This is a genomic window from Novosphingobium sp. GW821-FHT09E05 (assembly GCF_059416165.1).
This window is the reverse complement of record NZ_JBWKOQ010000001.1, coordinates 2083742-2108250: the sequence shown is the minus strand read 5'-3', so window position 1 is coordinate 2108250 and position 24509 is coordinate 2083742. Positions and strand designations below refer to the sequence as shown.

22 protein-coding genes are annotated in these 24509 nt (G+C 68.5%); 8 read left to right on the top strand and 14 right to left on the bottom strand.

Features of this window, described 5'->3' with window-relative positions; genetic code table 11:
• The first annotated feature begins 16 nt into the window (after window positions 1-16).
• Complete coding sequence (locus tag AC07M9_RS09890) at window positions 17-2533, top strand: PepSY domain-containing protein (RefSeq protein ID WP_494883380.1); 2517 nt, start codon at window positions 17-19, stop codon at window positions 2531-2533.
• 479 nt (window positions 2534-3012) lie between these two features.
• Window positions 3013-4191 carry a sensor histidine kinase gene (locus AC07M9_RS09885; protein WP_494883378.1) on the top strand — a complete coding sequence of 393 codons (1179 nt, stop codon included), beginning with the start codon at window positions 3013-3015 and terminating at the stop codon, window positions 4189-4191.
• On the opposite strand, the gene AC07M9_RS09880 is transcribed toward AC07M9_RS09885, so the two are convergent.
• The 4 genes from AC07M9_RS09880 to AC07M9_RS09865 form a co-directional block, all read right to left on the bottom strand.
• Complete coding sequence (locus AC07M9_RS09880) at window positions 4133-4783, bottom strand: response regulator (protein ID WP_494883377.1); 651 nt, start codon at window positions 4781-4783, stop codon at window positions 4133-4135. The genes AC07M9_RS09885 and AC07M9_RS09880 overlap by 59 nt on opposite strands.
• Window positions 4784-5285: 502 nt before the next feature.
• On the bottom strand, window positions 5286-5951 hold the full coding sequence (locus AC07M9_RS09875) for a hypothetical protein (RefSeq protein WP_494883375.1): 666 nt from the start codon (window positions 5949-5951) through the stop codon (window positions 5286-5288).
• Window positions 5952-5970: 19 nt separating this feature from the next.
• Window positions 5971-6777, bottom strand: a complete 807-nt coding sequence (locus tag AC07M9_RS09870; protein ID WP_494883373.1) for a DUF2092 domain-containing protein — start codon at window positions 6775-6777, stop codon at window positions 5971-5973.
• 120 nt (window positions 6778-6897) lie between these two features.
• A complete protein-coding gene (locus AC07M9_RS09865; protein WP_494883372.1) occupies window positions 6898-7539 on the bottom strand; it encodes a hypothetical protein in 642 nt (213 codons plus the stop codon).
• A gap of 129 nt (window positions 7540-7668) precedes the next feature.
• On the opposite strand from AC07M9_RS09865, the gene AC07M9_RS09860 reads away from it, so the two are divergent.
• Genes AC07M9_RS09860 through AC07M9_RS09850 form a run of 3 tightly spaced genes read left to right on the top strand, consistent with a single transcriptional unit; the run spans window position 7669 to window position 9827 of the window.
• Entirely contained in the window at window positions 7669-8214 is a 546-nt protein-coding gene (locus AC07M9_RS09860) for a DUF4136 domain-containing protein (RefSeq protein ID WP_494883371.1), read from the top strand.
• Window positions 8215-8232: 18 nt separating this feature from the next.
• Entirely contained in the window at window positions 8233-8865 is a 633-nt protein-coding gene (locus AC07M9_RS09855; RefSeq protein ID WP_494883369.1) for a YidH family protein, read from the top strand.
• A gap of 38 nt (window positions 8866-8903) precedes the next feature.
• Window positions 8904-9827, top strand: a complete 924-nt coding sequence (locus AC07M9_RS09850; RefSeq protein WP_494883915.1) for a formylglycine-generating enzyme family protein — start codon at window positions 8904-8906, stop codon at window positions 9825-9827.
• On the opposite strand, the gene AC07M9_RS09845 is transcribed toward AC07M9_RS09850, so the two are convergent.
• From AC07M9_RS09845 to AC07M9_RS09835, 3 genes are all read right to left on the bottom strand, one after another.
• Window positions 9805-10662, bottom strand: coding sequence for a Na+-dependent transporter (locus tag AC07M9_RS09845; protein WP_494883367.1), 858 nt, complete (start codon window positions 10660-10662; stop codon window positions 9805-9807). The genes AC07M9_RS09850 and AC07M9_RS09845 overlap by 23 nt on opposite strands.
• Before the next feature lie 132 nt (window positions 10663-10794).
• Entirely contained in the window at window positions 10795-11970 is a 1176-nt protein-coding gene (locus tag AC07M9_RS09840; RefSeq protein ID WP_494883365.1) for a BamA/TamA family outer membrane protein, read from the bottom strand.
• A gap of 54 nt (window positions 11971-12024) precedes the next feature.
• Window positions 12025-13029 (bottom strand): SphA family protein, encoded by a 1005-nt coding sequence (locus AC07M9_RS09835; protein ID WP_494883363.1) that lies wholly within the window; start codon window positions 13027-13029, stop codon window positions 12025-12027.
• Between the two features lie 213 nt (window positions 13030-13242).
• On the opposite strand from AC07M9_RS09835, the gene AC07M9_RS09830 reads away from it, so the two are divergent.
• The 3 genes from AC07M9_RS09830 (at window position 13243) to AC07M9_RS09820 (ending at window position 16740) form a co-directional block, all read left to right on the top strand.
• Window positions 13243-13935, top strand: coding sequence for a DUF3313 family protein (locus AC07M9_RS09830; RefSeq protein WP_494883361.1), 693 nt, complete (start codon window positions 13243-13245; stop codon window positions 13933-13935).
• 418 nt (window positions 13936-14353) lie between these two features.
• Window positions 14354-15886, top strand: coding sequence for an arylsulfatase (locus AC07M9_RS09825; protein ID WP_494883359.1), 1533 nt, complete (start codon window positions 14354-14356; stop codon window positions 15884-15886).
• A 2-nt stretch (window positions 15887-15888) separates the two neighbouring features.
• A complete protein-coding gene (locus tag AC07M9_RS09820) occupies window positions 15889-16740 on the top strand; it encodes an acid phosphatase (protein WP_494883358.1) in 852 nt (283 codons plus the stop codon).
• Window positions 16741-16750: 10 nt separating this feature from the next.
• Here AC07M9_RS09820 and AC07M9_RS09815 read toward each other — a convergent pair whose 3' ends face one another.
• From AC07M9_RS09815 to AC07M9_RS09785, 7 genes are all read right to left on the bottom strand, one after another.
• Entirely contained in the window at window positions 16751-17026 is a 276-nt protein-coding gene (locus AC07M9_RS09815; RefSeq protein ID WP_494883357.1) for a hypothetical protein, read from the bottom strand.
• Between the two features lie 60 nt (window positions 17027-17086).
• The gene (locus tag AC07M9_RS09810; RefSeq protein ID WP_494883356.1) at window positions 17087-18499 is read right to left on the bottom strand and encodes a tetratricopeptide repeat protein; all 1413 of its coding nucleotides are present in this window, start codon (window positions 18497-18499) and stop codon (window positions 17087-17089) included.
• 107 nt (window positions 18500-18606) lie between these two features.
• Complete coding sequence (locus AC07M9_RS09805) at window positions 18607-19671, bottom strand: helix-turn-helix transcriptional regulator (RefSeq protein WP_494883354.1); 1065 nt, start codon at window positions 19669-19671, stop codon at window positions 18607-18609.
• A gap of 124 nt (window positions 19672-19795) precedes the next feature.
• Entirely contained in the window at window positions 19796-20698 is a 903-nt protein-coding gene (locus tag AC07M9_RS09800; protein ID WP_494883353.1) for a CorA family divalent cation transporter, read from the bottom strand.
• A gap of 104 nt (window positions 20699-20802) precedes the next feature.
• Entirely contained in the window at window positions 20803-22404 is a 1602-nt protein-coding gene (locus AC07M9_RS09795) for an inorganic phosphate transporter (protein ID WP_494883352.1), read from the bottom strand.
• Window positions 22405-22516: 112 nt separating this feature from the next.
• A complete protein-coding gene (locus AC07M9_RS09790) occupies window positions 22517-23110 on the bottom strand; it encodes a hypothetical protein (protein WP_494883350.1) in 594 nt (197 codons plus the stop codon).
• Between the two features lie 118 nt (window positions 23111-23228).
• On the bottom strand, window positions 23229-24383 hold the full coding sequence (locus tag AC07M9_RS09785; protein WP_494883349.1) for an extracellular catalytic domain type 1 short-chain-length polyhydroxyalkanoate depolymerase: 1155 nt from the start codon (window positions 24381-24383) through the stop codon (window positions 23229-23231).
• Window positions 24384-24509: the final 126 nt, after the last annotated feature.

Sequence of the window (24509 nt, the reverse complement as noted above, 5' to 3'; positions counted from 1 at the left end):
ACTCAGAGACGTATTGATGACACGGCAGATACTTTTCCAGGTCCACTGGTTCCTCGGCATCACGGCAGGGCTCGTCCTGGCGGTGATGGGCGTCAGCGGAGCGATGCTCAGCTATGAGGACGAGATCATGGCGGCGCTCAGCCCGGGCGTGGTCACGATCGCGCCCTCGTCCGCGCCGCGGCTGGGCCCGGATGCGATCATCGCCCGCGCCTCGGCGCAGCGCGGCGGTCTGGCGGTCACCGGCCTCACCCTGCAGACCCGGCCCGACCGCGCGCACAGCGTGTCGTTCGCGCCACCCGCCGGCACCAAGGGCAGGGGCGAGAGCAGCTACGTCGATCCCCATAGCGGGCGGCTGCTCGGACAGGCGACGGGCCAGGGCGTCTTCCGCTTCGTCACGACGCTGCACCGCTGGCTGGCCCTGCCCGGCGGCGGCAATGGCATCGGCCGGCAGATCACGGGCTTTTCGGCGATCGCCCTCGTCTATTTCGCGCTTTCGGGGCTCTATCTGCGCTGGCCGCGCAGGCCGCTCGACTGGCGCGCGTGGCTGGTGCTGGACCTGCGCAGGTCCGGCCGGAACCTCTATTACGCGCTCCACGCCGTCATCGGGGGATGGGTGCTGGCGTTCTACCTCCTGAGTGCCCTCACGGGGCTGTGGTGGTCGTACGACTGGTATCGCCAGGGTGTGCTCCACGCCCTCACCGGCGAAGGCTCGCGCGAGGAAAAGCGGGAGGACGCGAAGCCGGGCGCGGACGGGGCGCCGCCGCTGCTCGCACCGGCATGGCGCAGTTTCCTCCAGGCCAGCGGCGGCCGATTCGAGAACGTGCGGATCACCATCCCGGCCGGCGACAAGCCCGTCTCGTTCCGCGCGCTCGCGCCCGGTGCCCGTCACGATCGCATGACCGACGAGTACCGCATCGACGCCGCGACCGGCGTGGTCGAAAAGACCGATCTCTATGCCCGGCGCACCTGGGGCAGGACGATCACGACGAGCATGCTGGAGATCCACCGCGGCGCCTTCTTCGGGGCGGCCGGGCGGATCGCGCTGCTGCTCACCAGCCTCACCATGCCGCTGTTCACCGTCACCGGGTTCCTGTTGTACCTTGCGAGACGGCGGAAGAAGCGGGCCCTGCAGGGGCTCGACTTGCCGGTCGCGACCTATTCGGGCGATTCCTCCGGCACCGTGATCGTTCATGCCAGCCAGACCGGCGGCGCAATTCGGCTCGCCCGGCTGACGTCGAGCGCTTTCGCGGGCGCGCCGGTGGTGCCGATATCGGCGCTGTCGCCGGAAGTTCTGGCGGGCGCCAGTCGCGCGCTCTTCGTCGTCAGCACTTATGGCGAAGGAGAAGCGCCCGACAGCGCGCGAGGGTTCGCCCATCGCACCATGGCCGCGCCCGCGCGGCTGGAGCATCTCGACTATGCCGTCCTCGCGCTCGGCGACCGGGAATACCCCGATTTCTGCGCCTTCGGGCATGAGGTGGACCGGTGGCTCCACGCCGGGGGCGCCAGGCGCATCTTCGACATGATCGAGATGGACGGCGAGGACGCCGACGCCCAGCGCCAGTGGCAGCAGCAGATCGTCTCCATCGGTGCGCGCAGCGACATGCCGGACTGGGAGCCGCAGGCCTACGGCCGCTGGCGTCTTGCCGAGCGTCGCCATCTCAATCCGGGCAGCCTGGGCGGTCCGGCGTTCCACGTAGCGCTCGAACCGATCGGCGATACCGACCGCGCGTGCGAACCCGGCGACATCGCCGAAGTCGCGCCGCGCCGCGATCGGGCGGGCATGGCGGCGTGGCTTGCCGAGGCCGGTCTGGACGGCGCCATCGAGGTCGAGGGGCGCACCCTCGCGGAGCATCTCGGGGGAGCGATTCTCCCGGACCCGGCACAGGGCCTTCCGGACGATCTCGAGGATCTCGTCCGCTCGCTGCGGCCGCTGCCGCACCGGGAATACTCGATCGCTTCGATCCCCGGCGATGGCCGCATTCATCTGCTGGTCCGGCAGGTGAGGGACGAGCGCGGCGGGCTCGGGCTGGGTTCGGGCTGGCTGACCGAACATGCGCCGCTCGGCGGCGAGATTGCCATGCGGCTGCGGGCCAATGCCAATTTCCGGCCGCCCGAACAGGCGGGCCCCATGATCCTGATCGGCAACGGCACCGGCCTTGCGGGGCTGCTCGCGCATCTTCGCGGGCGCGCGCAGACGGGAGCGGGGCCCAGCTGGCTCCTGTTCGGCGAACGCAGCGCCGCGCTGGATGCGTTCCATGACGAAGAACTCCAGGCTTTGCAGGCGCGTGGCACGCTGAACCGGCTCGATCGCACATGGTCGCGGGACAGCGGGTGCGGCCGTTACGTCCAGGATGCGCTCGCGGCGGCGGCCGAGGATCTGCGGGACTGGGTGCAAAGGGGCGCCGCCATCTATGTGTGCGGCAGCATCGAGGGGATGGCGCCCGCGGTCGATGCGGTGCTTCGCGCCGCCCTGGGCGACGAGCAGGTCGAATCGATGAGTGATCAGGGTCGTTACCGACGGGATATTTACTGATGGTACTATAGCCGATGGTAATAGTGCCTACCTAACGCGATGGATGTCTGGTATGGACACTGCCCCAGCTTGCCGTGGCCTGTGGCACGACGGGCAGGCGTCGAAGCTTTACTTCGCCGTGCTGCGGCACGAGCCTGGTGACTGCTCGGTCCTGTGAACTGGGGTGATCTGCCAAGTTTCAGGCAGCGTCGATCGGGGCGAATACTGCGGCGCACCATTACCACGAGCTATGCGGCGAGTATTCGTCGTTAATCCGTCATGATAATTCGTATGTTTTGTTAACTAAATTTGACATAGTTTAAATCAATTGTTGTAATAAGTATGCCGTTTCTGTAAGCTGGGCTCGGCGTCGTAAATATATAGAAATATTTCATAATTCCACGCCGACTTGTAAATGATCGCGGCGTTCGCGATGGATGCAGGAATGTCGGCGATTAATGCTGCGAGGGCCGATGGCTCTTGATTTGCGGGGATAGGCGATGGCCAACAGGGTGATCGATGGGGCTTCGATCGTCGTAGGGATCACCAGCTCTACGATTGCCGGCCGAAGAAGTGCGCCGCTGGATGCCGTGTGCGATCTGGTTCGCGCCTTGCCGGTCGGGTTGTTCGTTCTTGATGCCGGCGGACGGGTGACCGTCTCCAACCTGTCGCTCGCGTCGGCAGGCCGTGGCGGCGAAGCGCAGGACGTCGGCCTGCTGCTGGAAGAGTACCTGGGCCTCCTGCCGCTGGACGGCGAGAATTTCCGCGAGGCATGCCGTCAGATCCGCATGGTCGTCGAGGGCGAGGCGATTTCGATCGACCGCACCTATCGGGCCGTTTCGCCCGATCCATCGGCCTTGAGCCTGAACGCGGTGAAGTTCGGGTGCCGCGACGATATGACGCTGGTGCTGGTATCCGCATCGAAGGACACCGAGCGGGAGCGGATTTCCAGGCGGTCGCAGCAGGTCAAGATCCTGCAGGCGCAGGACGAGGAGCGGCGCCGCATCGCGCGCGAACTCCACGACGGAACCTCTCAGCAGGTCGCCCTGGCGCAGCTGACGCTCGAGGCGATGCGGGGCGCCAGGACGCTCGAAGAGGTCGAGTCCAAGTGTCTCGACATCGAATTGGTGCTCAGCGCCGCGCAGCACCAGATGCGCACGATGAGCTACGTCCTGCATCCCCCGGAGCTGACGAGCCAGGGCATCGTCCAGGCCTTGTCCACGTTCCTCACCGGATTCGGCAGGCGCACCGGCCTCACGGTCAGGTTCGACAATTTCGCCGGCCGGCTCCGGCGGTCGGAAAGCCTCGACATGGCGCTGTACCGCGTTGCCCAGGAGGCGCTGGTGAACGTCAGCAAGCACGCCTGCGCCACCGAAGTGAACGTCAGGCTGCGGACCGTCGCCAAGCATCTTGTGCTCGAGATCGAGGATGACGGCGTCGGCATCCCGCGCGAGATCGCCGAGGGGCGCATGCAGGAAGCGGTCGGCGTGGGGCTTTCGGGGATGCGCGCGCGGGTCGAGGCGCTAGGCGGGATCTTCTGCGTGGAGCGCCGCCTCAAGGGCACCCATATCAGCGCCTATTTCCCACAGCGCCGCGCGGGCGATCCGGCAGCGGCGGCCGTCAAGGCTCAACGATATTGTTCCGAACCGCATAAAGGACGAGCTCGGCGGTCGACCTGAGCTTGAGCTTGTGCATCGCGGCGGCGCGGTGCGTTTCCACGGTCTTCACGCTGATGTTGAGCATGTGTGCGATCTGCTTGTTCAGCTTGCCCTCGGCGATGAGCTGCACGATCTCGCGCTCGCGCGCGGTCAGCATCACGCTCTTGTCCGAATTGTGGTCGCTTTCGATGAAATGCTCGAGCAGGGTCTCGGAAATCGCGCCCGAGAAATAGGGCTTGTGCCGGGCCAGCGCGTCCACCGCCGCGATCAGGTGCGCACCGCTGTCGGACTTCAGGACATAGCCGCGCGCACCGGCGCGCAGGACATCGATCAGGATGCTCTCGCGGTCGTGCATGGTGTAGATGAGCACTTCGGTGCGGGGCAGGTCGTGCTTGATCGAGCGGGTGAGTTCGAGGCCGTTCATCAAGGGCAGCGAATAGTCGAGGATGGCGATATCCGGCTTGCCCTCGCGTGCAAGTTCGAGTGCCTCGCGCCCGTCGCCGGCCTCGGCGATCACCTGGTAGGCAGGGTGCGATTCCAGCAGGCTGCGTACCCCCTGGCGCATGGCCTGGTGATCGTCGGCAATGAGGATTCTGCTAACAGCAGGGCGCATTTGAACCAATTCTCCTTGTCGTTATCAGGTCCAGTAGCCAGATCAGGAAGTATCATCATCGCCGTGACACAGCTTCGTTCAATCAGGAATTTCCCTAGAATTCATTGAACGAAAGAGCACGTCGCGGCATTACTGCTGCGCCGGCAGGACAGTGCCGCAGGCGCGGCGGACGTGAAAGTCGCCGAGGGTACATGCCCGCCCCATTCTCACCGATGATATGCCCCCCTAAGTCCCTGCAATACCTGTAGTCCGGTGCAGTTGGTGCGGCAGGACCAGCTTTAGGTATCGACAGGCCGCCGATCTCCCCTCGGCTCCGCAGTTTCCCCTCCGGGAGCCGCGATGGCAAGAAGCCGTCTCTAAAAAATTCGAAATCCTCGCGAATTGTCCCCGGTGCGGTGAATATTACCGGTCGATGCCCGCACCGATGACGAAATGTCACCGGGGCGGCCTGTCAGGACCACCCCGGTGACCGGCCTCGCTGCAGGGGACAGCGAGGGACGGCTCAGCCCGGCGGATTGACGATCACGTAGGTCACGCCGGACGACTGATACTGCGGCAGGTACCAGATCTGGTTGCAGTTGAAGTAGGTGACCGATCCGCGCACCACCCTCGGGCAGTTCGAGGGGAGGGTGGTCACCACGGAGCCGACGCTGGTCGTGTTGATGATGACCGTGCTGGGCGTGGCCGCGCTGGCGACCACCGCCGCCGTCGTCCCGGCCACGATCCCGACCGCCGCGGCATCCCAGAACGGGTCGTCATCCCATCCCCAGCCATAGCCCCAGCCCGGAGGAGGGGGCGGCGGCGGGGGAGGGGGCGGTCCGGGATGAGGTCCGGGTCCGGGTCCAGGGCCGGGTCCAGGGCCAGGGCCAGGATGTGGTCCCGGGCCAGGTCCGGGCCCCGGGTTTGGTCCCGGTCCCGGCCCCGGGCCCGGACCGGGATGCTGACCACCACCACCGCCGCCGCTCGGGTGCTCGGCCGGGATCCTGGGATTGGCGATGCCGCCGCCGCCGCTGCCGGGGCCGTGGAAGTTGGTCGGCGCATGGGGGCGCAGTCCGCCCGCGCCGCCGCCCATGTGCATGCCCCCGCCGCCGAAGCGGCGCTGGGCCTCCGCCGGAGTGGCAAGGACGCTGCCGAGGCTCAGCGCGCCGGCGCCGATCAGGACGGTCAATCTGCTCGCATGTCGCATCTCATTGCTCCCCGGCGATTTTGGACATCTGGATCGACGATGCCTTGGCGTCCGGCGTGAACTTGAAGTCGGACGCCTTGAGCGTCGGCGCGGTGTTCCACGTCAGCTCGGCCGAATACGACGGGTGCATGCTGTCGACGCGGTCGGTGATGACGATCTTGAGCGGCAGCGGCGCCGCGCCGCGCGCGATCCACAGCTGCCAGTCGAGATCGGGGCCCTGGAAGGCGAACTGGTCCGCCTCCTGCCCGTTGATCTTGGCATAGCCGATGCGGATCGCGGTCGTGATGCCGTCGGTGGTCGGCTGCTCGGCCCAGTAGAACAGGTCCGCGAGGGGCAGGTCGATGCCGTAGTCCTCGTAGGCCTTGTCCACCATGTCGCGGATCGTCGGCGGCGCCGAGACCGTCGAGTAGAAGTTCTGGCGCGGCACGTTCACCGTGAAGCTCTTGCCGTCGTAGAAGTATTCGCGGACGGTCCGGTCGGACTTCAGCTCGACGTAGAAGCCGGTCGGCCGCTGCACCTTGTAGAGCGCCTCGTATCCCAGGTGCACCTGCAGGTCCATGTCGCCCACCCCGGTCTCGGCGACCGCCTTGGAGCGCAGCTCGAACGTCTTCAGGGACTTGAGGTAGTTGCCCATGCCCTTGAGCGCCTCGATCGCGACGGGATCGAGCGGCGCCGGCTTGGCGGGCGGGGCGGGCCGGGCCGGAGCGGCAGGCGGCGTGGTGGTCTGTTGTGCGCCGGCATGCTGCGCGAAAAGCGCGATCGTGAGGGCTGCTGCTGCGGGAAGTAACCGGGACCTACGGGCCTGCATGGAGTCTCTCCTCTATGTCCACCCCGGAACATCCGACCTGGGCAGGCGGGACGAAATAAGGGGAAACCCCTTGGTCCCTGGGTAAATGCCTTGAGTTCGCGCATGTGCGTCCCGGCCGGGTCACAGCGACATCGTCGGCAGCGCCGCGAGCCGGACCAGTCCGAAGATGCAGGCGGCCGCTCCCAGCAGCGTCAGCGCCATGGCAAGGCGCTTGCGATCGAAGGTCTGGCCGATGCCGCCGAGGAACAGGCCGAGGGCCAGCACCACGGTCGCCGCGACATAGGCGTCGCTCGTCGCGTTGTACTGCTGGCCCTCCTCGAACTGGGCGTCGGCGCGCGTGTCGAGCGCGGCGGCCTCGCGCGAAAGGCGGGGGGTGTATTCGCTCATCAGGAACGGCGAATGCGGGGCCTGCGGATTGTGCATCGGCTCCAGCGCGGCCCAATCGTCGAACGCCTGCCGGAATTCCGGGCGGAAGCGGTCGTGGTAGAAGTCCTGCAGCGGCCGGTTGCCGGACGTGTAGGCGTCGAGCCACTGGGCGAACATGAACTGGTCGAGCCCCTGCTGCTGGCCGCTTTCCGTGGCGAGCAGGCTGGCCTTGACGCGGGTCGCGCCGGCCTGCGTGTAGGCGGCGGCCTGCTCGCCGTCCCACAGGGCGGCCTGGAAGCTCGCCCAGGAGGTGAGGAGGGCCGAGATCGACAGGACGATCGCCGCAAGGGTGTCGGAGATGGCGCCGGAGCGCCCGCTGGTTTCCGTCTGGCTCATGCCGTCATCTTGGGGACTGCGGGCGCGCTGGCTATCGGGGGAGTCCTCCAGCCGGCCTAGGGACAACCCTGATAGATGCCGCGCGCCGCTGGTTCGATAGTCGGTTCATTCCAGCTGGGAGCAACCCTCATGATCCTGCGTGCGGCGACACTGGCCTGTGCCCTTCTCCTGACCTCGTGCACGACGACGCCGAAGGTCAACTACGACTCCGATCCGCAGGCCGCGTTCGGCAGCTACAAGACTTACAGCTGGGCGTACAACGCGGCTCCGGCGGGCGCCAATCCGCTGCTGGTCCAGAAGGTCAAGGCTTCCGTGAACACCTACCTCGCCTCGCGCGGGTACACGCCCGCGGAGCCCGGCGATTTCGCGATCGGCTTCACGCTCGGCGCGCGCGACCGGGTGGAGGTGACGCAGCTCGGCGGCTACGGGCCTTACTATCGGCCGTGGGGCGGCTGGGGCGGCTGGGGCGGGGGCTACAACCAGGTGGACGTCCGCAACGTGACCGACGGAACGCTGACGGTCGATATCTACGACACGAAGTCGAAGTCGCCGGTGTGGCACGGCACCGCAACGCAGGAGGTTTCCGGCGACAGCGTGAGCCAGGAGAAGATCGACGTCGCGGTCAGCGCGGTGCTCGCGAACTTCCCGCCGCCTCCGCCCAAGGCGGCGAAGTGACGCGGGAGCAGCGGTAGGATGACCGGCACTGCCCAGCAGCCCGCCCGGCCCAGGCGGCCCGAGCGGATCACGCTTCCCCGCATTCCCGAAATTCCGGAGGTGGAGAGCGAACAGTCGGACGACGCATCGGTCCGGTTGTCGCAATTCCGCAGCAAGCTCTCGCGCTTGCGCACGGGCCTGTCCGAACACCGGACCGACCTTTCCGAATTCCGCACCGATCTTTCCGACCACCGGACCGAGATGTCGATGCGGCGGACGGGGATGTCCATCCACCGCACGCGGATGAGTGCGGACCGGACGCTGATGTCGGAGATGCGGACTGCGCTCTCTCTGATCGGCTTCGGCTTCACGATCTACCAGGCGTTCGAGAAGCTGCACCAGGCCGGCGTGATCCTTCACAGCCAGGCTCCGCGCAACTTCGGCCTGGCGCTGATCGTGCTGGGCGTGGTGCTGCTGGTCGGCGGGATCGCGCGGCACCTGCAGTTCGTCACCGAGCTGCGCGGCCTGCGCAAGCTGATGGCCGAGGACGGGCTTGTCCATGCCGAAACCCGCTTCCCGGTGTCGCTGACGCTGATCGTGGCGGTGCTGCTGGTCATCGTCGGCATCGGTGCCGGTGCGGGCATCCTCTTCAACGTGGCGTTCCTGCGATGACGATGGCGACGCTGCCCCGGCAGGCCGAAACCCGGACCATGGAATGGATACCGGGCGGCCGTTTCACCATGGGCTCCAACCACCACTATCCCGAGGAGCGCCCCGAGCGCACCGTCCAGGTTCCCGGTTTCTGGATCGACCGGACCCCGGTCACCAATGCCGAGTTCGCCCGCTTCGTCGCGGCCACCGGACACCGCACGCTGGCCGAGATCGCACCCGACCCGCGCGATTATCCCGGCGCGCTGCCCGAGATGCTGGTGCCCGCCTCGCTGGTGTTCCAGCAACCGTCCCGCCCGGTCGATCCCAGGGGACCGGCGACCCAGTGGTGGGACTACCGGGCCAGGGCCGACTGGCGCCATCCCACCGGACCCGGCAGCGGCATCGAGGACATTGCCGACCACCCCGTCGTCCACGTCGCGCTGGTGGACGTCGAGGCCTACCTCGCCTGGTCGGGGGCCTCGCTCCCCACCGAGGCGGAGTGGGAGTTCGCAGCGCGCGGGGGCACCGAGGGCACGGAGTTTGCCTGGGGCGACGAACTGGAGCCCGGCGGCGTCCATCACGCCAACGTCTGGCAAGGCCATTTCCCTTACGCCAATACGCTGGGCGACGGCTGGCTGCGGACCTCGCCCGTGGGAAGCTATCCGGCCAACGGCTACGGCCTCGTCGACATGATCGGCAACGTCTGGGAATGGACCGCCGACTGGTGGTCGCTGCCGGGCGGCGCGAAGTCCGGCGGCAGCTGCTGCGGCGGGACCAGGCCCGGCGACGGGGGCAGGGCGCGCAGCGTGGACCCCGGCGATCCCACCGCGATTCCCCGCCGCGTGCTCAAGGGCGGCTCGCACCTGTGCGCGCCCAGCTACTGCCGGCGCTACCGCCCGGCGGCGCGCCACGCCCATCCGGTCGATACCTCCACGTCGCACGTCGGATTCCGGTGCGTGGTCAGGCCGGCCGCTCACTCCTGAGCATGGCGACCTGGTAGACCGTCAGCACCGCCATCCCCACCAGCATGAACAGCAGCACCGCCGCCGTCACCGGCTTCGCCGCGTGGTTGGCACCGGCAAGGGCGAGGGCGATGCCGGGGTGGCGCAGCGATGCACAGATGGCGAGCGTCGGCCTGTCGATCGCGCTCGGGCCGCCGAGCAGATGGCCGCCGGCCAGCGCGATGAGCACGACGATGGCCATCGCGATCATCGTCCCGTCGCCGATCAGCCTGCCCATCTGCGGGGCTGCGCCGATCAGCAGCGGGACGAAGGCCGTCACCAGCAGCACGTTGGCGACCAGGATGATCGCGCGCGGAACGGCCGGCGTCACGCGGGGAAACAGCCAGCGCCCGATGACGAGGCCGATCGCCAGCGGCACCACCAGCCCGACGAAGATGTTGCGCGCCACGACGCCCACCGGAAACTGGGCGTCGACATCGTAGAGCCGGGCGCCCAGCGCTCCCAGTGCCGGCACCGTCAGCAACGCCATGATCGCCGCGGCGCCCTGCAGCCCGTAGACGTACCCGGCGCTGCCGCCGAACTTCAGCGCCTTGCCCGGCATCAGCGGAGGCACGGGGGAGATCGCCATCAGGAAGATCCCGGCCTTGGCGGCGTGGGAGATCGGAAACAGCGCCATGATGGCGACCGCGGCGATCACCGGGATGACCACGATGGCCAGGAAGGCGCGGCCCAGCAGCGAGGGGCGGCCGATGACGGAGGCGAAATCCCCCCGCGACGAGGCGATCCCCGCCGCGACGACGAGCAGCGCAAGGCTGACCGTCAGGAGGATGGGCAGCAGGTGCTTGACGATTTCCATGGGGGGCTCCCGTTCGACGTGGCCTGGATCATCCCGGTTTCGCGGGAGCATTATCATCGGGAAAACCCCGGAGCATGGCGGCGGAATCCCTCCACGCGGGGTGTGACGGGCCCGCCGGGGCGATGCGCACCTTCAGAACACCTCGCCGATGCCGAAGTAGATCGCCTGCGAATCCTTGCCGATCGCCAGGTCCAGCCGCAGGTTGATGCCGGTTTCCTTCGAGGCCTTGTAGCGCAGGCCCATGCCGCCGCTGGGCAGCATCGTCGTGTGGTCCAGCTCGCCCAGGCTTTTGGCGATGCCGCCGATGCCCGCGAACCAGACGGCGCCGAACTTCTCGTCGAGCTTCTGGCGCCATTCCAGCTGCGCCGCCCACGAGGCGCGGTCGCGGTAGCGGCCCATCTCGTAGCCGCGCAGGTCGCCCGCCTGGCCGTACATGCACAAGTCGTAGAACGGTCCGCCCTTCGACACCGCGCACATCCCGCCGTGGACCGCCAGCGTGCCCGTCGAGGTCACCGGGAAATAGCCGTTCGCGGCGAACTGCCACTTGTCGTACGCAAAATCGCTGCCGAGGCCCTTGATGTTGAACGTGCCGACCAGCGTGACGTCGGCGCCGGTGCGGGGCGCGAACTGGTTGTCGCGGCTGTCGTAGGTGATCGAGGGGCCAATCCCGGAAATCGTGCTCTTGAAGTCGGGCAGCGGCAGTTCGGCGTCGGGGAACAGCGGGTTCTCGCGCCGGATCTCGGTGTTGAGGTCCATCAGCTGGTAGCGCGCGCCGACGTAGAGCTTGGGCGCCACGCGGTACTGCGCCTGGGTCAGCGCCATGATGCCCTTGTCGACCAGCTTGATCGAGACGTCGCGGTCGCCGGCCTGTCCGCCGATGCCGTAGAAGTTGATGTTGATGTTGGCATAGCCGCCGAACACCAGCACCTTGAACCGGTCGTCGGCGAGCGACATGCTGTGGAAAGCGGCGCCGCCCCAGCTCTTGTTGCTGGTGTAGAGCCCGCCGGCTCCGGTGACCCAGGGCGAGTCGCTGCCGTTGGGATTGTAGAACAGCACCGCCGCGCCCATCAGCCCCGCGCCCAGCGTCGGGTTGGTCAGCGGGATCGGCACGACCAGCAGGTCGGGCTTCATCGTCTTGCGCGTTTCGGGGTCTTCCCCGGCGGCGGCGCGGGCGGTCGAGGCGGTGACCGAGCCGGTCGCCATCTCGGCCACCTGGTTCTGCGCCAGCGCCGGCGCCGACAGGCCCAGGGCGGTAAGGGGCAGCACCGCACAAAGACGGACCGGAGTGATGCGCGCGACCTTGGACATCGATCTTCTCCCGCGGGCGGCGCATGGGCGCGCCCGCTCTCTGCCGCGCGGACGCTATTGGGCCGCGCGGGGCGGCAGGTTCATCTTCAGCGGCAGCGAAAGGCTGACCATGACGGCGCTCCCTTCCAGCCGGCGCGTGGCGTCGAATTCCTTGAAGGCGCGGACCCGGAAGGTCGCCGGGCTGCGGCCGAGGACGGTGTTGTAGGCGGCCGTGACGCCGACGCCCGCGACCTCGCCCTCGTTGGGGCCGAGCACCGCGCCGGGTCCGCCGTCGCCGCTGATCTGGTTGTAGTAGTACCCCTGCACGCCGGCCGAGAACTTGGGCGAGAAGGTCTTCTCGATCGCCGCCTCGAGGTGGAAGTCGTTGCCGCTGTCGTAGTCGGTGTAATGGTTGGTGCCGTTGAAGGTCACGCCCGCCTTCGCGCTGAAGTCCCAGCCCGACTTGGTGTCGTGCAGGCTCGCCGCGAGCGAGGCGTCCGCGGCCCAGCGGTGGAACGATAGATTGGCGAGCTGGTCCTCGCGGTAGTGCCCGACCGGAATGTTGACGAGGGTGCTGGCGGTGACGTGCAGCGTGTCCCAGGTCCAGCCGAGTTCGGCGGTGGCGAGCGGGTCGCCCACCGTCAGGGTGCTGTCGCGGCGGGACACCTCCAGCACCTGCCCGCCCGGACCGTTCAGCACGGCCGAGGCTTTGACCATCGGCGCGCCGACGGGCAGGGCCAGGCCCACCGCCACCGTGCCGCCCAGGAAGTCGGTCGAAGGCACCCACAGCGCGGTGGTGAACTGCGCGACGATCGTCGCATCGAGGCCGAGCACGACGTTGCCGCCGACCACCAGGCTGCGATCCGCGGCGATGTCGCCGTCGTAATAGTAATAGGTGTTGTCGATGAACAGCCCTTCGACGGGGGGCAGCACCGCTGCGGCGGGGCCTCCCGATCCCAGCAGGTAGACGGTGCTGCCACCCTCTGCCGCATTCGCCGACTGTCCCGCCAGGGCCGCGCCGCCGGCCGCCGCCAGGGCCATGGCGGTCGATAGGCGACGCCTGGATCTGCGTTCGTTCATGGATCGCTCCCGCTTCGCTGTTGCAGCGGTCAGACTGCGGCAGGAGGGACCTTGGCTGAATCGGGAATTACCCCCGGATTCGGCTCCGGCTATCCGCGCTACCGGGTGGACCTGCGGATTATTCCCGAAAAAGCAGGGGTGTGCCCGATGGTCAGCCGCCCGCGCCCGGGCCTAGCTCCTTCACCCTGCATCACCTCGAGAGGAGACCCGGACATGCGCGCCAGACAGCTTTCCAGAGCCATCGCCCTTCCGCTGCTGCTGATGGCGGCCACCCCCGCCTTTTCGGCCAAGGCGCCGGACACCTGGGACGGCCTGCTGCATGTCCCGTCCAAGAAGGTGAGCACGGTCTACCTCCAGCCGGGCGCGGACTTCAGGGTTTACACCAAGGTCATGCTCGATCCCGCCCAGATCGCCTTCCGCAAGAACTGGCAGCGCGATCACGGCTCCCTGTCGGCCACCGGCAGGATCTCGAACGAGGACGCGCAGCGCATTCTCGACGCGGCCAAGGCGGGCTTCCAGAAGCTGTTCGTCGAGGCCTACCAGAAGGCGGGCTACCAGGTCGTCGAACAGGCCGGCCCCGGCGTGCTACGGCTCGCGACCGGTGTCGTCGATCTCGACGTGACGGCTCCCGACACCATGTCGGCGGGGCGGACGTGGACGTTCTCGAAGGACGCCGGCAGCGCGACGCTCGTGCTCGAGGCGCGCGATTCGCAGACCGGCGCGATCCTGGGCCGGGCGGTGGACAGGCGCGCGCTCGACGACGTCCAGCCCTACGTGCGCAACAGCGTCACCAACGGTTCCGAGTTCGAGCAGCTGTTCGCGAGCTGGGCCAAAAAGAGTGCGGCCGGGCTGGGAGAGCTGAAGGCGCTTTCGCCGATAGACGTCGACGGACTGCGCGCCAAGTGAGCGCGATGACGCGAAATATCGTTTCGGGGTAATGCCTTAGAGGGAGTGGAGCTCGGTACTATACCCGATACCATTCGCGCGGCGAAAGGCCCATCCTGACGGCATCGATGATTGCCGACCGGCGCGTCTTGCGCGTGGCGGCCGGCGCTCGAACCCCCCGTCGACAGCGGTTATGACATCGCCCGCTGCCGGCAAACTGGCGCAATCCGGCCCCCTTCGGGCTGAGCACCCCGAACCGGTCGGGTTGCGTCCTTCCTTTCGCGAATCCCTCAGCCCGGTGGCGCCTTGCGTCCGTGCCCGTCTGAAGGGGCGTCCGATCGGGGGGTTTCAGACCGAATGCTAGGGGGAAACCCCAATGGCCGGAATCACTCCCGTCTCTGACAGTCGCCCGGCATTTTGAGCAGAAGGACATCAAGCCATGCCGAATGGAAAGCCGAACATCCTGGTCATCTGGGGGGACGACATCGGGATCAGCAACCTCAGCTGCTACACGAAGGGGCTGATGGGTTACCAGACGCCCAACATCGACCGCATCGCCAACGAGGGCATGATGTTCACCGACAGCTACGGCGAGCAGAGCTGCACCGCCGGGCGCTCCTCGTTCATCACCGGACAGAGCGTGCTGCGCACCGGGCTCTCCAAGGTCGGCATCCCGGCGGCACCGATCGGCATGAACGACAAGACCACGACCATCGCGGCGCTGCTCAAGGAGCAGGGCTATGCGACCGGGCAGTTCGGCAAGAACCACCTCGGCGACCTCAACCACATGCTGCCCACCAACCACGGCTTCGACGAGTTCTTCGGCAACCTCTATCACCTCAATGCCGAGGAAGAGCCGGAAATGGACGACTATCCCAAGGACCCCCGGTTCGCGGCGACGTTCGGGCCGCGCGGCGTGATCCACAGCTGGGCCAGCGACGAGGACGACCCGACCGAAGAGGAACGCTGGGGGCGCGTCGGCAAGCAGAAGGTGACGGATACAGGCCCGCTGACCAAGAAGCGCATGGAGACCTGCGACGATGAATTCGCCGAGGCGGCCAGCGACTTCATCAAGCGCAGGAACGGCGAGGGCCAGCCCTTCTTCGTATGGCTGAACTTCACGCACATGCACCTGTTCACCCACCCCAAGCCGGAGAACAGGGGACAGGCGGGGCGCTGGCAGTCCGATTATCACGACACCATGATCGACCACGATCGCAACGTCGGCCAGATCCTCGACCTGCTGGACGAGCTGGGCATCGCGGATGACACCTTCGTGATGTACTCGACCGACAACGGGCCGCACCGCAACTCCTGGCCGGACGGGGGGATGACGCCGTTCCGCAGCGAGAAGAACACCAACTGGGAAGGCGCCTTCCGCATCCCCCAGGTGATCCGCTGGCCGGGACAGATCAAGCCGGGCTCGGTCTCGAACGGCATCATCCAGCATCATGACTGGCTGCCCACGTTCCTCGAAATGGCCGGCGCGCCGGACGTCGTCGACAAGCTCAAGCAGGGCTACGAGGCCAATGGCCGGACCTACAAGAACCACATCGACGGGGTCAGCCTGCTCGGTCACATCACCGGGAAGGAGGAGAAAAGCCCGCGCGAGCTGTTCTTCTACATCAGCGACGACGGCGACATCCTCGCCCTGCGCTTCGACAACTGGAAGATCGTGTTCATGGAGCAGCGGTGCAAGGGGACCATGCAGGTATGGGCGGAGCCGTTCACCCGCCTGCGCATGCCCAAACTCTTCAACCTGCGCACCGATCCCTATGAATTCGCGGATATAACCTCGAATACCTACTACGATTTCTTCCTGCACAACGCCTACTTCATCTTCCTTGCCCAGCTGGCGGCCGCGAAGTTCGCCGAGACCTTCAAGGAATTCCCGCCGGTGCAGAAGCCGAACAGCTTCACGATCGACGATGCGATCGCGAAGATGGCAGACGCCAGCGCGGGCGCGAGCTGACCATGCGCGGCCGCTATCCTCTGGTGGTGGCGGCTCTGGGAGCCGTCGCGGTGATTGCCACCGCGGCGGCCCAGGGCGCGGACGATCCGAAACCCGCCGCGTCCGAGGCGGCGGGACAGGTGCCCGCCGGCTTCCCCAGGCTTCCGGCGGGAATGCCGAAAGGCTATCTCGAACTGGCGCAGCTGCCCGACAGCCTCGCGCTGCTGCCCCCGCCGCCCGGACCGAAGACCGAGGCTTTCGCGCGGGACGAGGAAGCGAGCAAGGCGATGGCGCGCGCGCCCGGAAGCCCGCGCTTCGTCCACGCCGCCAGCGACGCCGACCTCAAGCCGGCCCATGCGTTCCAGACCTTCGCCTGCGCCTCCGGCGTCTCGCCCGACCCGAAGACGACGCCGGTGCTCTACCGGCTGCTCGGCAGGACGATGATCGACATCGGCCTGTCCACCTACAGGGCGAAGACGCACTACCAGCGGGTCAGGCCCTTCGTCGCGCACGGGGACAGCTCGTGCTATCCCCCCGACGAGGCCGCGCTCCGCAGCGACGGGTCCTATCCCTCGGGCCACAGCGCGATCGGCTGGGGCTGGGCGCTGGTGCTGGCGGAGGTCCTGCCGGACCATGCCGATGCGATCCTCCGGCGCGGCCGCGACTTCGGCGACAGTCGGCTGGTGTGCAACGTCCACTGGGCCAGCGACGTCGATGCGGGCCGGTTGATGGCCTCGGCCACGGTCGCCCGTCTCCATGCCGTGCCCGCATTCCGCGCCGATGTCGAAGCGGCGAGAGCGGAAGTCGCCGGCGGACGACGCGCACCGCCCGCGCAGGCCTGCGCGGTGGAGGCCGCCGCCGCAGCGCATCCCTAGCCGGCCCGCCTCAGCGCCCGGCCTCCCGGTCATGACGTAGCCATGCGGCGAGCAGCGGGACCACGCTCCACGCCAGCATGGCGAACATCAGCAGGTCGGACATGGCGGGCGCCGAGCCCGTCCAGCCGAGCAGCGCCGCGATGCCGAGGCCAAGCGCGGTCCACCCGATCCACCCCGCCGCCACACGCGGCAGGTCCGCCGCCGGAACCGCCTGGTTGGGCGCGGCGAGATAGAACGATATCGCTGCCGTCATGACGATGCAGAAGCCGATCCAGGCGAGCATCATGGTCGTTCCCTTCCGAATGGGGCGCGGGTGGCCGGGGTCATCGCGGCCCGCGTGCGCGGTCTATTGCGATCGAATTTCATTCTTGAGCGCCATCGCGAGGGGCCGCGAAGGTTCGCGGCGGGCCAGCAGCGCGGGGATTTCCGGGTCCGCCTTCCAGGCGCGGGCGATGTGCAGGACAATGCCCGCGTCGCCCCACTGCTCGCCCCGCCGGTCGGCGAGGGTGAGGATGGCGTACAGCCGCTCACGGTCCCGCGCGGCCGAGGCGACCAGCGCGGGCCAGGCGTGGCTGCCGGCAGGCTCGCGGACCTGGACCAGCGCCTGCCGCATGATCTCGCGGCGCGTGGCGGCCGTGCCGAGGCGCATGGCGGCATCGAGCTTGCGGGCGCTGGCGATGAGGTCCGCGTCCTCCCTCAGCGCCGCGAAACGGCGGAATTGACGCGCGTATCCGGCGTGGTCACCGTCGGCGAGGGCGATGACGGCGAGGCAGTCGTGCACCACCGCGAACTCGGGGTGCTCGCGCGCGATACCGGCGAGCGCGGCGCGGGCGGCGTCGTCCTGCCCGGCGGCCCAGCGCGCCCAAGCGAGGTCGGTGCGGATCGCCACCGATCCCGGCAGCATCAGGCGTGCCTGGTCGAGGTGGCGTAGCGCGGAGCCATGGTAGCCGCGGTCCGAGAGGACGTTGCCGTACCAGAAATGCGCAAGCGCATCGCCGGGATCGAGCGCGAGCGAGCGGCGGAACCGGGCGTCGGCCTGCACGAAATCGTGGTCGGCCCAATAGGCGATGAAGCCCAGCATCCGGTGACCTTCGGCCAGGGCGGGCTCGAGGCGGATCGCGGCGCCCGCTTCGGCGCGCGCCTGCCGGAAGGCGTCGCCATCGCGGCGTTTCCCGAACTCGCGCGAAAGCAGCAGGGCTTCGGCAAGGCTGGCATGGCCCAGGGCATAGCCGGGCGCCTCGGCCACGACGCGCTGCAGGAGCGCGATGGCGCGCTCGAGGCCGGCGGCCCGGCGCTCGGCGATCAGGTCGCGCGCGGCCAGGAACCGGTTGGCGACGGCGGGGTCTGCGGGCAGGGCGGGCGCCGCGATCTCGTGTGCGGAGGACGCGCCGCGCAGCGCGGTCAGCGCCGGGACCGCGATCACCAGCCCGGCCAGGGCGACGAGTGCGAGCCAGCGCGGATGCACGGGCGTGTTCGCGGTGATGGGGTGTGCGGCCGGCGGCTTGGCGGGCGGGTCGGCGCGGACTGCGGCGGCGCTCTGCGGGACGCCGGCCCAGCGATCGAGCTCTTGACGCAGTGCGAACACCGTCGCGGTCTTGCCGCCCGGCAGGCGGTGTACCGGCAGTTCGCGCTCGCGGGCCCAGCGGATCACGGTCGTGCGGTCGCGATTGAGATAGGCGGCAATCGCCTTCCAGCCGTCGAGCCGGTCGGGAGGCAGCGCCGATGCGGCCGCGATGCCGGGACGAACGGTGCTCCCCACGTGCAGAATCGATGCCCCCGACTGCCACTCCTGCGCAGAAGTTTACTCGATACGGTCATGGCGCGCGTCCACCATCTGTTTACCCCTGAATTTTCGGACCAGCTTTTTCAGTTCGATGCGAGGCGCCCGAACCTGTGGGCGAGGTTGGAAAGCGCCGCGAAGCTGCGGGTCTGCGTCTTGTCGTAGATGCGGTGAAGGTGCGTGCGCGCCGTCGCCCGCGCCATGCCGAGGCGCTCGCCGATACCTGCCAGGTCGCCATGTTCCATCGCGTCGCGCAGCACTTTCAGCTCCGTGGGCGTGAGGTGGTAGAGCTGCGCGAAGGCGTCGAACGCGATGGAGCGCGGCTGGTCGAGCAGGGTGACATAGGCGGCATGTGTGGGCGCGGCGCCGGAGGCGATGTCGCCGAAGCGGTTGGGCTGGAGCGGCCGGACCTCGCACAGCAGGCGCAGCGGCGCGCCGGCGGCGTCGATCGTCTCGGCCGCCACTGCGTCGCCCCGCTCGATCGCGCGCTGGACCATCATCCCGATCACGCCGTCACCGAGCGCCTCGCCCGCCTGGAGCCGCAGCCGCGCGGCCAGGGGCGGGTCGATCTCGGCCACGATCCGCTCTGCGGTGAGCAGCATCGACTGGCGCGCCGCCCCCGCGGAACCGTGGATGGCGGCGGCATGGTCGGCGGCACGCACGACGTGGCTCTGGATGTAGACCGCCCGGCGAAGGTGCGGGACCAGCAGGCCGAGCCGCTCGCACTCGCCTGGGCCGAAGGGCTCCGACGGGAAGACGCGGATGAGCGCGAGGTGCGCCATGATACCCGGCCGCTTGATGAGGTTGACCGCCAGGTTGTCGATCACCCCCTGCGGCGCCAGGTACTCGCGGTAGAACCGGCTCTCGCGCACGTCCTTTGCCTGCAGGTAGGGATGCGCGGGCGCGCAGACGCCTTCGGGCACGGCCTGGAGCATGGGCCGCATGACGTCGATCTCCGCGTAAGTCTCGACATACTGCCGTAGCCAGTGCGGGTCGTTGCCGAACTCCGCCTGGAAACCGACGCCGCGTTCCAGGTCGCTCCAGGCGATGAACCCGGCCCGGGCGCCGAAGGCGCGGACCAGGCGCTCCATCAGGGCAGGAAACCGGGTCCGGTCGAAGGCCGCGTCGTAGATGTCGTCCAGTGCGACCATGCTGGGCCGGCCCTCCGTTCTTCAGATGCGGAGACAGCCGCATTGCGAAGCCTTTGTCGAGCGTCACGCAGTGCTTGCGGGTGCGATGCGACTATTTGCAACAGCTTGCCACACCTTGCCCGCATCAGGGGAAGAAGCCCTTGCTCCTCAGGAACATGTAGGTGGCGAGCGCCGTCCCCGCCGCGATCGCCGCTGCCAGCAGCGTGCCCTCGGGCCCGGTGAAGGGCAGGCCGCCGGTGTTCATCCCGAACAGCCCGGTCACCAGCGTGGCCGGCAGCATCAGCGCGGTCATCAGCGAGAGGACGTAGAGGTTCTGGTTGGTCCGCTGGTTCGACTGCAGGTCCAGCTCGTCGCGCAGCAGGCGAAGCTGTCCCTGCACGGCCAGCGCATCGGCATCGAGGCCCTGCAGCCGCTGCGACAGTTTCTCGACGGTGGACTGGAGCGTTTCGGGAAGCTCGTCGTCCTGCTCGAGGCGGCGGAACACCCGCTGCGCGCCATCGAGCATGCGGTGGATCTGCGCGAGCCGGCGGCGGATGGCGAGGAGGGCGCGGCTCGTCGGCGGGTCGTGGCCGTCGAGGAATGCGTCTTCCCCCGCCTGCACGTCGTGGGACAGTCCGCGGACCACGGTGTCGATGTTCTGGCTGAGCGCCCCGATCAGCAGGTCGAGCGCCCCGGCCGGGCCTTCGATCCGCGCGCCGTCGCGGATGCGGTTCATCACGAGGTCGGCCGAACCGAGCGGATGGCGGCGCGCGGTGACGATCAGGTCGGGCAGCACCGCGACCCGCAGCGCGCCGATGCGGGCAGTGTCGCGCACGTCGAAATCGCGCTCGAAGTCGTGGAGGATGCAGCATGCGGCGCCGCCGTCGACCAGTGCGCGCTGGTGGGTGTCCGCCGCCAGCAGCAGTTCGCGCGCGCCCGGCGGCAGCGCGGCGGCCTGTTCGATCCACATGCGCGAGCCATGGTCGGCGAGGTTGAAGTGGAGCCAGCGGAATCGGCCGTGGTGCGCGCTGTCGCACGAGACGACCACCTGCGAGCCATCCGGCGCGAAGTCCAGGCCCCAGACGAGCCCCGGACCCGCGCCGGCGCCGGATTCAGTGGGTATGAGCCGCTCGCCCGTGTCCCGCTCCCGCGTCAGAAGACCAGCGAGAACAGCGCGTAGAGCCCGCCCGCGAGCAGGATCGACACCGGCAGCGTCAGCACCCAGGCCATCAGCATGTTGCGCACGGTGCTCATCTGCAGGCCCGATCCGTTGGCGGCCATCGTCCCCGCCACGCCCGAGGACAGGACATGGGTGGTCGAGACCGGCAGGCCGAGGTGGTCGGCGGCGAAGATCGTGCCCATCGCCACCAGTTCCGCCGAGGCGCCCTGCGCGTAGGTGAGGTGCGTCTTGCCGATCTTCTCGCCGACGGTGACGACGATGCGCTTCCAGCCGACCATGGTGCCGAGCCCCAGCGCGAAGGCGACCGCGATCTTCACCCAGGTCGGGATGAAGCGGGTGCCGGCGTCGAGCGACTTCTTGAAGCCGCCGATCGCCTCGGCCTGCCCTTCGTTCAGCGCGGCGCCCTTGTCCTTGGCGAGGCGCTTGATGCCTTCCGAGGCGAGGTACATGTCGTTACGCACGTTCTCGGTGGCGGCGGCGGGGACCTTGGCGAGCGAGCCGTACTCGCTCACCTGCCGGTCGATGTCCTTGATGAGCACGGCGAGCGCGGGGACGGTGGCGGGCTGGAAGGTCTTGTCGGCGATGTAGCGCGTCACCGCGAGACGCGCGGCGGCGGGTTGCAGGTCGACGTTCGGGGCGCCGCCCAGCGCGGCATAGGCGGCGCTGGCGCCGATGTGGAACTCCTGGGTGTAGCCGGCGGGCACTGCGCGGTTGAGCGCATAGGCGGTCGGCACGGTGCCGATCAGGATGAGCATGATGAGGCCCATGCCCTTCTGCCCGTCGTTCGACCCGTGCGCGAAGCTGACGCCGGTGCAGGTGAAGATCAGCAGCGCGCGGATCCACAGCGGCGGCGGCGTGTCGCCCTGGGGCTCCTGGTAGAGCGCCTTGTTGCGCACCAGCACCTTGAGCGCGAGGAACAGCAGCGCCGCGACGCCGAAGCCGATCAGCGGCGAGACCAGCAGCGCCTGGCCGATCTCGGTCGCCTTGGTCCAGTCGACACCGGCGGTGCCGCTCTTGCCGTGCATCATCGCATTGGCGACGCCGACACCGATGATCGAGCCGATCAGGGTGTGCGAGGAAGAGGAGGGGATGCCCAGCCGCCAGGTCGCCAGGTTCCACAGGATCGCCGCGATCAGCAGCGCGAAGACCATCGCGAAGCCAGCGCCCGATCCGACCTGGAGGATCAGCTCCACCGGCAGCAGCGAGACGATCCCGAACGCCACCGCGCCGGTCGACAGCAGCACGCCGAGGAAGTTGAAGAAGCCAGACCACACCACCGCGACGTTCGCAGGCATGGCATTGGTGTAGATCACGGTCGCCACGGCGTTGGCGGTGTCGTGGAAGCCGTTCACGAACTCGAACCCGAGGGCGATCAGCAGCGCCAGGAACAGCAGTGCGAAGGGCAGGATGGCGAGCGCGGAGACGCCCGCGGCGCTGGCATCGGCATAGACGCTGTAGGCGACATAGCCCAGCGCGGCGACGATCGCGGCGCCGAAGCCCAGCTGGCCGGCAAAGCCGAGCCCGCCTTCGAGGTTGGGGCGTTTGTAGTGTTCGGCCGTCAGCGTGGCATTCATCGGGGCATTCCGTCGAAAGGCAGGATGCCCGAAGCTAGGATGCCTGCGTGACAGCGGTGTGGCAGGCAGTGCCGCGTTAGCTATTTGTCCATAGAGGCTGTCTGCGGGACGCTCACGGCGTTCCGGCGCGCGTCATCAGGTGATAGGCGGCGGTCATCATCCGGGTCACGTCCGCTTCGCTCAGAACGTACTGCGGCTCGTATTCCAGGCCGAGCCGCCGGGACTTGCGCCACTGGTCGGCGTAGAGGGCCTTGCCCGGCCCGAACACCGAATGGACATGACGCGCCAGTTCCGGCGGGCAGTCGGCCGAGTACGCCAGCCGGAAGATCGCGGCATCGACGACGTGCGGCCCGACCATCACCCACAAGTGGCCGTTCCATTCGGCGTCCGGCTCTCCGAACAGCGCGGGGCCGTCGAACGGCAGGCGGTCGCCGCAGACCGGGACGCCATCGACGCTCAGCGTGCCGGCGACCAGATGGACCGGCGCGTCGAGACGACGCTCGAGCTGGACCGCCAGCGCGGCGGTCAGCAGCCCGCCCGTCCCGGGTTCCCGGGGGAACACCTTCACAAGGTCGGACACGCAGGCCGCGATCCGCGCCTGGTCCGCCTCGCTCCACGCATAGGCCTTGAACGCCCGGGCGGCGGGCCAGCCATGGGTGGCGGCGACGCGCTGGCCCAGCTGGGCGAGGTCATTCACGGGGAGCATCGGCAATCTCTGTCGCAGGAGGCGGGGCAGGGCGCCCTTAGTCCAGCATGCGGCAGGAACCAAGCGAGTGGATGGGTGGCGGGCCGCCGATTTGCCGAAAGTCGCGCCCCGCCGGCCGTCACCGCATCAACCCGGCGGCCCGCAGCGCGTCCTCGATCACTTTGCGAACGCCTGCGCCGGTGCCGCGAGAATCGGGGGACTGCCCGAAACCGAGCTGCCGCAGCATGGGTTCGAAGGTGTTGCCGGGAGCCGCGTCGACGGGCGCCGATTCGCGCGGCGTGGACCGAGCCTCGGCAGCGACCCGGGCCGTGCCTTCCATCAGCCCCCAGAACCGGCAGAGGCGCTGGGTCGAGGATATGTTCGCCTCCAGCATGTAGGCGCCGCTGGCCCCGCAGGCGTCGGTCGCCAGGGTGTCGAGGGGGGTGCCATGACCCATCCCGGCGATCGAATAGGCCTCGATCACTTCGCGGCCGGCGGCATCGGTCCATGCCCGGCGCGCGTGACCGCCAACCGTCTCGGCATGGGTGGGCGCCGCGTCCACGCCGTGCAGCCCGCGCCACTGGTCGACGATGGCCTGCGCATTGCCATGGCTCACGGTCGCGTCGGCGGTGCCATGCCAGACCGACACGGTGGGCCACGGCCCCCGGTGCTCCGACGCACCGCGTACCAGCGCCGACAGCGCGGAGCCGCCGGGGATGCCGTGCCCGCGCATACGGTCGAACGCCTGCGGCACCGTATCGGCGCAGCCGTAGGGCAGCCCGGCGATGATCGCGCCGCCGGCGAAGACTTCGGGGTAGGCCGCGAGCATCACCGAAGTCATCGCGCCGCCCGCCGACAGGCCGGTCACCAACACGCGCGCCGGATCTATCGCCTGCCGGTCGATGACCGCGGCGATCATCTGCCGGATCGACAGCGCTTCACCCACGCCGCGCCGATTGTCCTCGCGGGAGAACCAGTTGAAGCACAGGTTGGGATTGTTCTGGCGATGCTGCTCGGGGAACAGCACCGCGAAGCCGTGCCGATCGGCCATTTGCGACCACCCCGATCCGATGTCGTATCCGCCGGCGGTCTGGGTGCACCCATGCAGGACCACGACGAGGGGCGCAGCCTTTCCGAGCGACTGCGGAACGTGGACGTATGCGGTCAGCGCGCCCGGATTGGAGCCGAAGTCGGTCAGTCGTTCCAGCCGGCCGCTGCCTGCCGGCGCCGCGCTCATGGCTCCAGCGGCGCGCAGGGCGGCAAGCCGGGTGATCGTGTCCGAAATCGTCCGCATGCCATTTCCTCGCTGAAGGACGCCGGCTCGGCGTCGACGGGCTTATTTATGCTGCACTGCACAATAAGTGGGGAGCACGCGCCGGGCTGCAAGGCCGGCCGGGAAAAAGCATGGTGCGGGGCCTGC

Coding starts and splice junctions, on each gene's coding strand:
- AC07M9_RS09890 (WP_494883380.1), top strand. CDS start 17: ATGACACGGCAGATACTTTTCCAGGTCCACTGGTTCCTCGGCATCACG.
- AC07M9_RS09885 (WP_494883378.1), top strand. CDS start 3,013: ATGGCCAACAGGGTGATCGATGGGGCTTCGATCGTCGTAGGGATCACC.
- AC07M9_RS09880 (WP_494883377.1), bottom strand. CDS start 4,783: ATGCGCCCTGCTGTTAGCAGAATCCTCATTGCCGACGATCACCAGGCC.
- AC07M9_RS09870 (WP_494883373.1), bottom strand. CDS start 6,777: ATGCAGGCCCGTAGGTCCCGGTTACTTCCCGCAGCAGCAGCCCTCACG.
- AC07M9_RS09865 (WP_494883372.1), bottom strand. CDS start 7,539: ATGAGCCAGACGGAAACCAGCGGGCGCTCCGGCGCCATCTCCGACACC.
- AC07M9_RS09860 (WP_494883371.1), top strand. CDS start 7,669: ATGATCCTGCGTGCGGCGACACTGGCCTGTGCCCTTCTCCTGACCTCG.
- AC07M9_RS09855 (WP_494883369.1), top strand. CDS start 8,233: ATGACCGGCACTGCCCAGCAGCCCGCCCGGCCCAGGCGGCCCGAGCGG.
- AC07M9_RS09850 (WP_494883915.1), top strand. CDS start 8,904: ATGGAATGGATACCGGGCGGCCGTTTCACCATGGGCTCCAACCACCAC.
- AC07M9_RS09845 (WP_494883367.1), bottom strand. CDS start 10,662: ATGGAAATCGTCAAGCACCTGCTGCCCATCCTCCTGACGGTCAGCCTT.
- AC07M9_RS09840 (WP_494883365.1), bottom strand. CDS start 11,970: ATGTCCAAGGTCGCGCGCATCACTCCGGTCCGTCTTTGTGCGGTGCTG.
- AC07M9_RS09835 (WP_494883363.1), bottom strand. CDS start 13,029: ATGAACGAACGCAGATCCAGGCGTCGCCTATCGACCGCCATGGCCCTG.
- AC07M9_RS09830 (WP_494883361.1), top strand. CDS start 13,243: ATGCGCGCCAGACAGCTTTCCAGAGCCATCGCCCTTCCGCTGCTGCTG.
- AC07M9_RS09825 (WP_494883359.1), top strand. CDS start 14,354: ATGCCGAATGGAAAGCCGAACATCCTGGTCATCTGGGGGGACGACATC.
- AC07M9_RS09820 (WP_494883358.1), top strand. CDS start 15,889: ATGCGCGGCCGCTATCCTCTGGTGGTGGCGGCTCTGGGAGCCGTCGCG.
- AC07M9_RS09815 (WP_494883357.1), bottom strand. CDS start 17,026: ATGATGCTCGCCTGGATCGGCTTCTGCATCGTCATGACGGCAGCGATA.
- AC07M9_RS09805 (WP_494883354.1), bottom strand. CDS start 19,671: ATGGTCGCACTGGACGACATCTACGACGCGGCCTTCGACCGGACCCGG.
- AC07M9_RS09795 (WP_494883352.1), bottom strand. CDS start 22,404: ATGAATGCCACGCTGACGGCCGAACACTACAAACGCCCCAACCTCGAA.
- AC07M9_RS09790 (WP_494883350.1), bottom strand. CDS start 23,110: ATGCTCCCCGTGAATGACCTCGCCCAGCTGGGCCAGCGCGTCGCCGCC.
- AC07M9_RS09785 (WP_494883349.1), bottom strand. CDS start 24,383: ATGCGGACGATTTCGGACACGATCACCCGGCTTGCCGCCCTGCGCGCC.